The sequence below is a fragment of the Cohnella baijiui genome (assembly GCF_020731285.1).
Classification (GTDB): Bacteria; Bacillota; Bacilli; order Paenibacillales; family Paenibacillaceae; genus Cohnella.
Window position 1 is genome coordinate 1 of sequence record NZ_JAJFOW010000072.1, and the last position, 12,568, is coordinate 12,568.

A 12,568-nucleotide genomic window follows, 5' to 3' on the forward strand; every position below is an offset into this window, starting at 1 on the left:
TTTATTGTAACAGGTCGCTACTACGGTGTGTCCACTTTCTAGTCTATCTGCAGCGTGGGGGAATAAGGAACAATTTGTTCCTTAATTCGGCGGAGTGACGGGGGCGTGGGAGAATAAGGAACAATTTGTTCCCTATTTCGGCGGAGTGGCGGGGGTGTGGGAGAATAAGGAACATTTTGTTCCTTAATTCGGCGGAGTGGCGGGGGCGCGACTCGTACCTGGTTGGAGCATTTTGCTCCAACTGGCGACGTCGCGGTTTCCATTCGCGTGAACGGGGAATATCCCGACGTTCAAACAAAAGGACCTCAGCCTCCAATAACAAGTGGAGGTTGAGGTCCTTTTTCTCGATGAAAATCGGTTCTGCGCGGGGGCCATAAAATGAACAGGATGACATTCGGGACAGCCCCTTCGCATGGGGAGCGGGAGATCGCCTCTCCGACCGGATCAGCTCCGTCAGAAGCGGCGGGCTCCATCCGTTATTGCGGCTCGTTCAGAATGTGCTCCACGAGTTCGTCGAGCGGAACCGTCGCCAGCGCGATGGCGGTGTCGGTTACGCCGTAATAGATGTACAGAAGCCCGTCCTTGACCACGTTTCCCGTCGGGAAGATGACGTTCGGAATTTGATAGCCGAACTTCTCGTAATACGTCTCCGGCTCCATGATGTAATTTCTCGTCCGGGCAATGACCTTCTCCGGGTTGTCCAGGTCGAGCAGCATGGCGCCGACGCGGTAGACGACCTGATCGTCCACCCCGTGATACAGCACGAGCCAGCCCTTGTCCGTCCGTACCGGCGGCGTCGAACCGCCGATCTTGCGCGATTCCCAAGCGGGGTTCCCCGCCTTGGCCAGCAGCTTCGGCTCTTCCCAATGAATCAGATCCTCGGAATAGGTGATCCACATCGCCGCGCTGTCGGTGCCGTACGCCTCTCCGATATATTCCTCGGGTCTGCGAAGCAGCACGAACTTGCCGTTGATCTTCTCCGGGAACAGGATGTTGTCGCGGTCGTTGATATGAAGCGGCGTCGTGTCCGCCACGAACGCCCAGTCGATCAGGTTCGTCGACTTCGCAATCGAGGAACGGGTCAGCCAGTGGCCCTCCTCCTCGCCCCAACCGTCCGGGTATTCGGGAAGCGAACGGCTCGGTACGCCCGCTCCCGTCGGATAGTAGTTCATGGCGCACGGACGCAGGGCGTAATTCATATAGAAGGTGCCGTCGATCTTGACGACCCGCGGGTCCTGGACGCTGCCGTAGGGAAAGCCCAGCATGTCCGGCGTCACGATCGGCTCGTCCTTGACATGGGTGAAGACGACGCCGTCGTCGCTTTCCAGCAGGCCCAGGAAGTTCTTGCAGGGCGTCAGCGAGCCGGCCGTTCGCTCAATCATGTAGAACTTGCCTTCGTCGATAATGACGGCCGGATTGAAGACGGTCACTTTACGCCATTCGTACTGTCCCGGAACGACGATCGGATTGCTTGCGTGTCTGGTGATTTTCATCGGGTCTGTCTCCTCCTGCTCGTGCGCTTGCAGCATGCTGTCAACCGATCAATCGGCCCTTTGACCGATCATAACGGTTGCAGCAGTTAGCTCTTTTTCCAGCGGTCGTAGGCCGTTTGATAGATTTCCGCCATGCGGTCGCCGCCCATTTTCTTGACCGTGCCCAGGTACTTATCCCAGTTTGCCAGCGGCTCGTTGCCGGTAATGAATTTCGCTTCCATCTGACGCACGAACGTATTCAGGTCGGCGCTCATCGTCGTGACCTCCGTTTGCTCCTCGGGGGTCAGGAACAGGGTCGGGAACGGAATCCGCGCCCCGTTGTCGGTCAGCTTGGTCTGCGTCTCGTTGGCGACCCACTCGTCGAATTCGCCGAGCAGCCCTTTCTGCGTCTCCGGCAAAGAGACGGTCGGCGCCGGGATGCCGTAGTTCGGCGTGATCGTCGCCCGGTACTCCTCGCGGTCGCCGCCGCCCGGAACCGGAAGATACTCTTTGGTCAGCGTAGCTTTGTCCGAATATTTCCAGAGCACGCCCTCCGGTCCCTTATTGAACAGCACGGCGCCTTCAGGGGAGTAGATGTAGTCCACCCAGAACATCGAGGCTTCCGGGGCGAGGTTCGTCTTCGAGATGGCGAAGGCGCCCGGCGTGATGCCTTTGTTTTTGGCGATGGCCGGCTTGTCCACTTTGTCGCTTTTTACGGGAAGGAACATCGGGTCGTCCATGCTCGGTTCGCCGCCCTTGGTCATATAGGCGTTCCAGTCGGAGAAGAGGGCCACCTGTTTATTCTGCGCTTTGGCCTTCTTCTGCTCGGCCGTCTGCGAGAAGCTCTCGTGATCCAGCAGGTCTTCGTTCCAGAGGCGGTTCATGAACGTCAGATAATCCTTGTAGCCTTCCTCCATCGGCGTGTAATGAACCTTGTCGTTGTCGTCGACATAGATTTCCTCTTCGTAGATGCCGAAGGCGCCGAGCAGCCAGGTGCGAATATCCCGCAGACTGTTGCCGTTGGAAGGCGAGGAAGAGAGCGGAATCTCGTCCTTCTTGCCGTTCCCGTTCGGATCTTCTTCCTTGACCCGCTTGAGGTACGTATACAGCTCCTCCGTCGTCTCCGGCAGCTTCGTAATGTGAAGCGCCTTCAGAAAATCGCCGTTATACCACATCGGGTTGCGGTACCAGGGTTGGTTGTTTTCAATGACCGGCAGCGCGTAGATGTGGCCATCCGGCGCGGTGATCGATTTGCGGATATCGGGATTGTCATCCAGAATCTTCTTGAAGTTCGGCGCATAGTTGTCGATCAGCCCTTCGAGCGGAACCAGAATGCCCTGTCCCCCGTAGTTCATTTGCTCGGCAGTCGTCAATCCGGCCGCATAGAAGATATCCGGGTAGTTGCCCGAAGCGAAGATCAGGTTCTTCTTCGTCTCGAAGCTTTCCTTCGGCGCATTCTGGAACTTAAGGTGAATGCCGGTCAGCTTCTCCATCTCTTGCAGCACCAGCATGTTGTCCCAGTTCTGAATGCCGACGTCGGGAGCGGTCAGGGTCAGCGTGACCGGCTCCTTGACGATCGGGAATCCTTCCTTGGCCACCTTGTCCGCCGTGCCGGAGCCGGAGCCGTTCGTTCCCTTCGCATCGTTGTTGCCCGTTGAGCCGCAGCCGCTTAGCAACGCTACGGCCATGGCGGCGGACAAAAGCAATGCCCCGCCCTTTTTGGTCTTGTTCATAGTGATCCTCCTTGTGTATCTTCCTATAATAATCGAAGAAGAGAGAACAAGCGCTCTGATCTTCGGTTATTAACGCATTCGCAGCCGCTGGGAGCGGCACTTAGCCTTTCACCGAACCGATCATGACCCCTTGAACGAAATAACGCTGCAGGAAGGGGTAGACGGCGATGACCGGCAGGGTGGAGATGATAATGACGGCGTACTTGACGAGCGCGGCGATCTCCGCCTTCGAATTCATCGCTTTGGCGATGTCCCCGCTGATGGCGGCGCCGGTCGTCTCGGCCGACATCTCCTGAAGGACGAGAATTTGCCTGAGCACCATCTGCAGCGGAAACTTGACCTCGTCGTTCAGATAGATCAAGGCGGGGAAGTAGCTGTTCCAGTGGGCGATGCCGTAGAACAGGGCCATGACCGCAATGATCGGCTTCGACAAAGGCAGAATGATGCCAAGGAACAGACGGAAGTGGTTGCAGCCGTCGATATAGGCCGCTTCCGTCAGCTCGCCCGGAATCGTGGAGCTGAAGAAGGTTCTCGCCACGATGATGTTGTACACCGAAGCCGCGACGGGCAAGATCAGCGCGCCCATCGTGTTGATCAGATGCAAATCTTTAACCACCAGGTAGGTGGGAACCAGACCGCCGCTGAAGAACATGGTGACGAGAAACATGCCCATCACGAACTTGCGGCCGGCCAGATCCCTTCGGCTCAGCGCATACGCCGCGGGCAGCGTCACGAACAGGTTCAGCAGCGTTCCGACGAAGGTATACAGGATCGTATTCCCGTAGCCGCGCCAGATCTTCGGGTTCTCGAACACCAGCGAAAAGCCGTCGAAGGTGAGGCCCCTGGGATACAACCACATTCGACCCGAGCTGACTTCGACGGGATCGCTGATCGACGCGCTGATGATGTAGAGGACGGGATACGCGACGACGATCAGCGCCACGGTGACGAACAGGTAGTTCAGGAACAGAAACAGCCGGTCGCTTTGGGACTCCTTGACTGCAGGCACCATGAAGCGCAACTCCTTTCCGAAATTCGTTTACCACAGACTGTTGTTCGAGGTGCGTTTGGCGATGAGATTGACCATGACGAGCATGAAAGCATTAACCACCGAGTTGAACAAGCCGACGGCCGTCGAGAAGCTGTACTGGCCGTTGATCAACGCCGACCGGTAGACAAAGGTGGAGATCACGTCGGAAGACTCCAGGTTAAGCGGATTTTGCAGCAGCAGGATCTTCTCGTACCCCACACCGAGAATATTCCCCATGTTCAGGATCAGCAGAATGACGATGGTCGGCGCGATAGCCGGCAGGTTGATGTGCCACATTCGCTTGAACCGGCTCGCTCCGTCCACAATGGCCGCTTCGTGCAGCTGAGGGTCCACGCCCGAGAGCGCCGCGAGATAAATGATGGCGCCCCAACCCGTGCTCTGCCATACCTCGGACAGCACGTAAACGGTCTTGAACCAGCGCGGGTCGGTCAGGAACGCTGCCGGCTCCATGCCGAGAAGCTCAATGATCCGTACGATCATCCCGCTTGACGGGGACAGGAACGTGATGATCATTCCGCACATGACGACCATGGAAATAAAGTGCGGCGCGTAGGTGACGGTTTGGACCGTCTTCTTGAAGGCTCCGTTGCGCACCTCGTTGAAGGCCAGCGCCAGAATGATGGGAAGCGGGAACCCGACGGCCAGCGCATAGAAGCTGATGCTGAGCGTATTCCACAACAGATCCCAGAAGTAATAGGAATGGAAAAACCGTTCGAAATGATCGAATCCCACCCAGGGGCTTCCGAGAAATCCTTTGGAAGGAACATAATTTTTGAATGCGATTTGAATCCCGTACATCGGCCAGTAATAGAATACGAGAAAGTAGGCAATCGCCGGCGCGAGAAAAACATACAGTTGCCAATTGCGCAGCAGTTGGCGCCCGAACGGCTTGCGATCGAGCGGTCTGCTGGCGATCCGTGACGCTTTGATCATCTCTATTCGGTCCTCTCCCTTCAAGCGGTTTTGCAAACCCTTACAGGTGATTCTAGGGAGAGTGCCGGACACCGTAAATATGTAGGATCTGCATTGTCATGCCGAAACCGCGCGCCGAAGCGCCTGATGTGTCGTCTTTGACCTCGGCGATGCTGTGCAAAATCTACATATTGTCGTGCTTTTGCCGCCATGTAAACTTGTAGGGAATCATTCTGATAGGAGGATTTGACGATGAAACTGCCCGATTCCATCCTTCGCGCGCTGGAGGACGCCGACGAGCGGCTCGCGCACCGTCCCAAGCTCCGCCAGCTGTACCGCAATTGCTTCCCCAATACGCTGAAGACGACGACCAAGCTGCTGGAGGACGGCACCACCTTCGTTTTTACCGGCGACATCCCCGCGATGTGGCTGCGCGATTCCGTGGAACAGGTGCGGCACTATCTCCCGTTCGCCAGAGAGGACGAGGACCTTCAGCGCATCATCGGCGGCCTGATCGCCCGGCAAATGATGTATATCAATCTCGATCCGTACACGAACGCCTTCAACGAGACGGCGAACGACAAGCATTATCGCGACACCGACGACTGCGACTTGAGCCCCTGGATGTGGGAGCGCAAGTACGAGCTGGATTCGCTGTGCTTCCCCGTTCAGCTCCTCTACGAATATTGGAAGACGACCGGACGGACCGACCGGTTCGACACGGCCTGTTATCAGGCGCTGACGCAAATTGTCCAGGTGATTCAGACCGAACAGCACCATGGGGAAAAGTCTCCGTACCGCTTCATCCGGCAGACGGACAAGGACACGGAGACGCTGTACAACGACGGCCGGGGGATGCCGGTCAACTATACCGGGATGAGCTGGTCCGGCTTCCGTTCGAGCGACGATGCCTGCGAATTCGGCTACAACATCCCGGCCAACATGTTCGCCGCGGTCATTCTGGGACACATTCGCGAGATCGCCGCCGACATCTACGACGACGCCAGGCTTGCCGACCGGGCCGCGAAGCTGCGCAAGGAGATCGACTTCGGCATCCGGACCTACGGAATCGTCAACCATCCGGTCTACGGCCGAATCTACGCCTACGAAACCGACGGCTTCGGCAACTATTCGCTGATGGACGACGCCGGGACGCCCGGTCTGATGTCCATCCCGTATCTCGGCTATGTCCCGGCGGACGATCCGATCTACCGGAATACGCGGCGGTTTGCGCTCAGCTTCGACAACCCGTTCTATTTCGAAGGCAAATTCGCCAAGGGCATCGGCAGCCCGCATACGCCGGGCGGCTACGTGTGGCACCTCGCCCTGTCCATGCAGGCGCTGACTTCGACGGACGAGGAAGAAGTCAAGGCGCTTATCGAGACGCTCGTTCAAACCGACGCCGGCACCGGCTACATGCACGAAGGCTTCCATCCGGACGATCCGTCCGACTTCTCCCGTCCCTGGTTCGCCTGGTCCAACAGCCTGTTCGCGGCCTTGATCCTGAAGGCTATGGAGAAGGATTGGGTGTAACAAGTAAAAACGGCTTTGCCGTGGTAAAACTTATACATTCTGTATGACCGAAAGAAAACCCGCAACGCTCATTTCGTCCGACGTGCTTCGCCCGCCGGAGGATCTCCCGAGGAGATCTTCCGGCGGGCGTTTTTTCCGTCCGTTTCTTCGTCCCGACTTGTCATTTTATAGTCTGGAAGGGTTGTATACTTCAGTAGACGCTCCTCATCGCCCCCTTCCGTTTTTCTCTTTTCTATCGGGAGTCCAAACCTAGTGATTGATGGCGATCCCTGTCAGATGATAGGATGGAAGCACTTCCAAATGGAAACGGAGACATTCTCTTGCGCAAAACGGTCAGTCTCGTCCTCGGCGTCGTCTGCGTCGTTCTATTATCCTTTACGCTCATCTCGGCCGACAAAGTGTTCCGAACAAGCTGGGAGCTGCCGCGCCCTCCGGTCGGGGAGCCCCCGCGGTATCGCCTCGTGCTCATTACCCAGGAGCAGGATACGCCTTTTTGGGACAAGGTGGCGGCCGGCGCCAGAAAAGCGGCGGCGCAGAACGGAGTCGCCATCGAAGTATGGGGCAGCTACGGCAAAGATCAGGAGGATTTTCTCAAAAAAATCGAAATCGCCATCGCCGCCAAAGTGGACGGCATCATTGCCCAGGGGCTGGACACCGAGGGCTTCAAGTATATGTCGAAGATTCAGGCCGCTTCCTACGGCATTCCGATCATCACGGTCGGGAGCGACGTGCCGATGGTCGACAGCTTGCGCAGAACGTACGTCGGTTCGGATCAATTCCTGGCCGGGCAAATGATCGCGCAAGAGCTGGTGACGGACATGGGCAAGTCGGGCACCGTCATTCTGCTGGGAGACGACAGCGAGGAGTATTACCAGCAGCAGCGGTTGGGCGGCATTCGCAACATGTTGGCGGCGTATCCCCGGATCAAGACGGAGTACGTCAAGACGCCCGTCGCCAGGGAGCGGATCATCGCCGCCACGCAGGATGCGATGAACCGGCTGCCCGACGTGAATGCCTTTGTCGCCGTCAACGCGAACATCGCCGACGCGATGGTCCAGGAGATCGGCCGCCGGTCCCGGGTCGAGCCCTTCCACATTTATTCGTTCGACGACAGTCCGGACACGCTCTCGCTGCTGAAGCAGGGGAAGCTGGACGGCATGATCGAACAGTCGCCCGAAGAGATGGGACGTATGAGCGTGGACTTGATGGTCCGGTGGCTGAATGGGGAGACGGTGCCGCTGAATAAGGACGGATACTTGACCGACATCCGCATGCTGAAGGCGGAGGACGTGCGATGAACACCATTCAGAAGAAAATATGGGCGCTCGTCGCCGTCGTCTTGTTCATCATGGTCGCGATCTGGATCGCGCTCACGTATTACAACCAGAAAACCCAGGATCAATACAACGGCATTCTCCAGCGGTACCTTCGGATGAACGAAGTGACCAACGCGAGCCAGCAGACGATCGCCTCGCTCAACAACTACCTGCTCTCCCCGAACGAGATCAACCTCACGCAGCTGGATTGGAGCAAAAGACAGCTCCGGAGCGCGCGCGTCGGCGTCCTCGACTTGCGGAACGGGGAGAACGATCTGACGGTTACCAGCTATATGAATCTCATCGACAGCCTGATCGAGACGACGGATCGCTCGGTGATGTTCCAGTCGGAGAAGGAGAGCGAGGACTCGACCAAGGCGTTCGCCGAGGCGACGCGCATCTCCAAATACATATCCGAAATGACGCTCACGCTGCTCGACACGGAGCTGAAGACGTACGACCGGTTCTATCGCAACATCATCGAGCAGTCGACTGATCTCAAGAAGTTCGGGATCTGGATGCTGCTGTCGATCACGCTGCTGTTGCTACTGTCGACGTACTGGTTCTCGCTCAGCATCACGCGGCCGGTGCTGAAGCTGACCCAAGCGGCAAGGGAGCTGTCGAGGGGCCGGTTCGACCTGCAGGTCGAGGTGTCTTCGAACGACGAGATCGCTTTTCTCGCGAAAATGTTCGAGCGCATGCGCGTCAATATCAACAATCTCATCCTCGAAATCCAACAGAAGGCGCAGCTCGAGCACGAGCTCCAACAAAGCAAGCTGCTTCTCCAAGAGAGCCAGCTTCGCAGCCTGCAAAGTCAGATCAACCCGCACTTTCTGTTCAATACCCTTGATACGCTGTCCAAAAAAGCGTACCTCGAAGGCGCCGAGGAGACGAGCGACCTGCTGGCGAACGTCGCGGGCCTGCTGCGCTATAACCTGAAGCGGCTCGACCGGTCGGTCACGCTTTACGAGGAAGTCAAGGTGCTGCGGCAGTACATGGAGATTCAGAGAACGCGGTATACCGACCGGCTGCGGTTCGAGACGGAGATCGACGAGACGTGTCTCGGGACGAGGATCCCCGGCCTCACCCTGCAGCCGATCATCGAGAACGCGGTCATCCACGCGGTCGAGCCCGAGGAGGACGGGGGCACCATCGTCTTCCGCATCCGGGACGAGGGAGAGCGGGTGGCAGTCGAGATCGCCGACGACGGACCGGGCATGCCGGAGCACAAGATCCGGCAAATTCTCGAGGAGCATGCGGTCGATTCCGAAGGACATTCGACGGGCATCGGCTTCAGCAACGTCGTCCGCCGGCTCCGCCTCTTCTACGGACGCGAAGACGTGATCGACATCGGGAGCGGTGCCGAACGGGGCACGAAGGTAATCTTGCGACTACCGAAGATGAGGAGGTTGGGGCTTGAAGACGAAGCTGCTGATCGTAGATGACGAGCAGATCGAGCGGGAGGGTCTGGAAGCGATTCTGCGCAAAGGCTATCCCGATCTGGATATCGCGCAGGCGAAAAACGGGAGGCAGGCGGTTCAGATGGCGGAAGCGTACAAGCCCGATCTGATCCTCATGGACATCAAAATGCCGGGACTGGACGGACTCGAAGCCGCGGAGATCATCGGCCGGGAGCACCCGGGCATCAAATTCGTAATGGTGACGGCTTACGACACGTTCGATTACGCGCGGACGGCGATCAAGCTGGGGGTAAAGGAATATCTCCTCAAACCGAGCAAAGCGAGCGAGATCGTGGCGACGGTCGGCAACGTGCTCCGGCAGATCGAGGAGGAGCGCGGCGCCCTCGAGGCGAGCGTGCAGCAGCGCGAGACGCTGCGGAAAGTGCTGCCCGTCGTCGAGACGGACATCGTCACGCAGCTGCTCTTCGACCACGTGCACGAGGTGCATCTGGACGAATTGGTCGGCCTGCTCGGCGTCGGCACGGACAACGAGAAGTTCGCGATGACCGTCCTGCTGCCGCCCGGCGCGGAAGGCGCCTACGGCGCGGTCAGAGACAAGGTGCGGCGGGCGGGAAGCGGCTGGGTCGGCGCCCTGTACGGCCGGCAGATCCCGATCATCGTCTTCCGGGATCCGACGCGGTCGTACCGATCCCAGGCGGTCGGCCTCGCCCGCGAGCTGCTGTCCGTTGCCGCCGCGGGCGAGGAGCCCGGATGGTTCGTCGGCATCGGGGGCGCTTGTCCGGCGTTCGCCCAGATCCGCCAGTCTTATCAGGAGGCGCTCGTCGCCTCCATGGATACGTCTCGGCCGGTTCGCTACCGGCTTTACGAAGACACGCCGCTCCTGGGAGGCCCGTCAGGAGGACCCGAGGTCAAGCGTACGGAACGCGACATGTTCGAGCGCATCCGTCTAGGGGAGTGGAGTCGGATCGGCAGCGACGTCCAGACCTTCGTACGGAGTTGCGAGCATCAGGGCGTCGACCTGCTGCAGGCGCAGCAGCGCGTGCTCGGGCTGCTCTGGCTTGCCTCGCGGGCGCTGCTCGAGATGGGAATCGAGCACGATTCGCCGCTCTTTTCCTTGCAGGCGCGGGACTACCGGCAGCTCCACGCCGAGTCGGCTCTTCTGCTGGAGCGGTTGCGGGAATCGTACGCCGCGCACGCGGACCGGATCGAGCCGGATACGGTCCGACAGATTCAGCAGTACATCGTGGCGCATGCGCACGAGGACATCTCGCTCGAAGGGATCGCCAAGCGGGTCGGGCTTAGCCCGTTTTACCTCAGCAAAGTGTTCAAAGAGCAGCTCGGCGTCAATTATATCGATTTTTTGACCGAATGCCGGATCGACCGGGCGAAGAAGCTGATGAGCGATCCGGACCGCAGCCTCAAGGAAATTACGTTCGAGGTGGGTTATCGCGATCCGAACTATTTTAGCAAGGTGTTCCGAAAAACGTGCGGCGTCTCGCCGACGGAGTACCGCAAGACGCTCCTCGGGAGAAAAGGAATGCAAGCCTGATTCGCGACGACAAGGGGGGCGATGCAGATGAGAAGGGGTATTAGGCGTTGGCGACCATTGCTGGCGCTTGCGCTGGGCTGGACGGTCGTCGTCGCGGCCTGCGACGATGCGGGCCGACCGAACGTCGCGTCCGCCCCGGCGGCGACGTCCGTCTCCAACCGGGCCGGGGAGACTACGCAGACGGTCCATCAGCGGAACGGCAAGATCAAGATCGGCTTTTCCATGGCGACGCTGCAGGAGGAGCGCTGGCGAAAGGACCGGGATATGTTCCGGGCGGCCGGGGAGGCGCTGGGCGCGGAAGTGATCATCATGGCGGCCAACAACGACGACGCCAATCAGATCTCCCAAGTCGAGACGATGATCAGCCAGGGCGTCGACATTCTCGTGGTCACCCCGCACAATGCGGAGGCGGCCGCGACGATCGTGAAGAAGGCCCACTCGGCCGGGATCAAGGTGCTCGCCTACGACCGCCTGATCAAAAACGCGGACATCGACCTGTACGTCTCCTTCGACAACGAGAAGGTCGGGGAGCTGCAAGCCAACGCGATCAAGGCGTTGGTGCCGCGGGGCAAGTACGTGTACATCGGCGGGGCGGACACGGATAACAATGCCCATTTGTTCAAAAAAGGGGTGTTCAACGTGCTCCAGCCGTACATCGATCGAGGCGATATTACGATCGTCTACGACCAATGGTCGAAGGATTGGACGCCCCGCAGCGCGCTGTCGAACATGCGGGAAGCTCTGCGCGCCAACGGCAACCGCATCGACGCCCTCATCGCCGCGAACGACGCCACGGCAGGGGGCGCGATCGAAGCGCTCGCGGAGCAAGGGCTCGCGGGCCGGATTCCGGTCGCGGGGCAGGATGCCGAGCTGGCGGCGATCCGGCGCATCGCGGGAGGCGGGCAGACAATGACCGTCTACAAGCCGATCAAGCTGCTGGCGGACAAGGCGGCGGAGCTGGCCGTCAAGCTCGCCATGGGGGAGACGGTGGAGACGAACCGCAAATTGAACAACGGCAAGATCGAAGTGCCCTCCGTGCTCCTTGATCCGATCGCCGTGGACAAGACCAACATCGACGACACGGTGATCGCCGACGGCTTTCACTCGCGAGAGGACGTGTACGGGAACGTGAAACCGAAGTAACGGTCCAAGCTGCGTGCGACCGCAATGGCGGCAAACGAGAAAAAACGATCTGCATAAGCCTCGTTTTCTAGACGATCGACGACATCATGCTGCGTGATTTCAATTTGGTAACCATCGATATTCCCGTTTACAGCGCTGGCCGACGGTTCGCCACTGGTGCATGCCAATGGGCCTTGTTTGCGCTCGGTTCGGGTCGCACAGTAAAGTTAGTTGCATTCGTACATCTAATTAGAGCCATTTCGGGAGGGGGGACCGGTTTACTTGTAAAAGTACATCTAATTTAACGGAAATCTGTCATATTAGTAAAAAATGGATTAATTAATTGTACGATTGCAACTAAATGACTGTTAAGCAGGAATATAGCAAAATTAGATGTACATTTGGTTACTACTTAGGTCACTGAATAAAACTTCCACATAAGGGGTAATGGAAATTACC

Annotated in this window: 9 protein-coding genes; 5 read left to right on the top strand and 4 right to left on the bottom strand. The window is 58.5% G+C overall.

What is annotated here, in order from left to right; genetic code table 11:
- Positions 1–476: 476 nt before the first annotated feature.
- The 4 genes from LKX83_RS31155 to LKX83_RS31170 all read right to left on the bottom strand — a co-directional run bounded on the left by LKX83_RS31155 (position 477) and on the right by LKX83_RS31170 (position 5,189).
- Positions 477–1,493: a glycoside hydrolase family 130 protein gene (locus tag LKX83_RS31155; protein WP_227887061.1), complete on the bottom strand. Its 1,017-nt coding sequence runs from the start codon at positions 1,491–1,493 to the stop codon at positions 477–479.
- Positions 1,494–1,579: 86 nt separating this feature from the next.
- On the bottom strand, positions 1,580–3,205 hold the full coding sequence (locus tag LKX83_RS31160) for a type 2 periplasmic-binding domain-containing protein (RefSeq protein ID WP_227887063.1): 1,626 nt from the start codon (positions 3,203–3,205) through the stop codon (positions 1,580–1,582).
- Positions 3,206–3,305: 100 nt separating this feature from the next.
- A complete protein-coding gene (locus LKX83_RS31165; protein ID WP_227887065.1) occupies positions 3,306–4,217 on the bottom strand; it encodes a carbohydrate ABC transporter permease in 912 nt (303 codons plus the stop codon).
- Between the two features lie 27 nt (positions 4,218–4,244).
- Entirely contained in the window at positions 4,245–5,189 is a 945-nt protein-coding gene (locus tag LKX83_RS31170) for an ABC transporter permease (protein ID WP_227887068.1), read from the bottom strand.
- A 231-nt stretch (positions 5,190–5,420) separates the two neighbouring features.
- Here LKX83_RS31170 and LKX83_RS31175 point away from each other — a divergent pair, with 231 nt between their 5' ends.
- From LKX83_RS31175 to xylF, 5 genes are all read left to right on the top strand, one after another.
- The gene (locus LKX83_RS31175) at positions 5,421–6,701 is read left to right on the top strand and encodes a glycoside hydrolase family 125 protein (RefSeq protein ID WP_227887069.1); all 1,281 of its coding nucleotides are present in this window, start codon (positions 5,421–5,423) and stop codon (positions 6,699–6,701) included.
- Positions 6,702–7,021: 320 nt separating this feature from the next.
- Complete coding sequence (locus tag LKX83_RS31180) at positions 7,022–7,999, top strand: substrate-binding domain-containing protein (protein WP_227887070.1); 978 nt, start codon at positions 7,022–7,024, stop codon at positions 7,997–7,999.
- Positions 7,996–9,462 (top strand): sensor histidine kinase, encoded by a 1,467-nt coding sequence (locus LKX83_RS31185; protein WP_227887071.1) that lies wholly within the window; start codon positions 7,996–7,998, stop codon positions 9,460–9,462. The genes LKX83_RS31180 and LKX83_RS31185 overlap by 4 nt, the downstream gene beginning before the upstream one ends.
- Entirely contained in the window at positions 9,434–10,987 is a 1,554-nt protein-coding gene (locus tag LKX83_RS31190; protein WP_227887072.1) for a response regulator, read from the top strand. The genes LKX83_RS31185 and LKX83_RS31190 overlap by 29 nt, the downstream gene beginning before the upstream one ends.
- Positions 10,988–11,014: 27 nt before the next feature.
- Entirely contained in the window at positions 11,015–12,130 is a 1,116-nt protein-coding gene (gene xylF / locus LKX83_RS31195) for a D-xylose ABC transporter substrate-binding protein (protein ID WP_227887075.1), read from the top strand.
- Positions 12,131–12,568 lie beyond the last annotated feature (438 nt).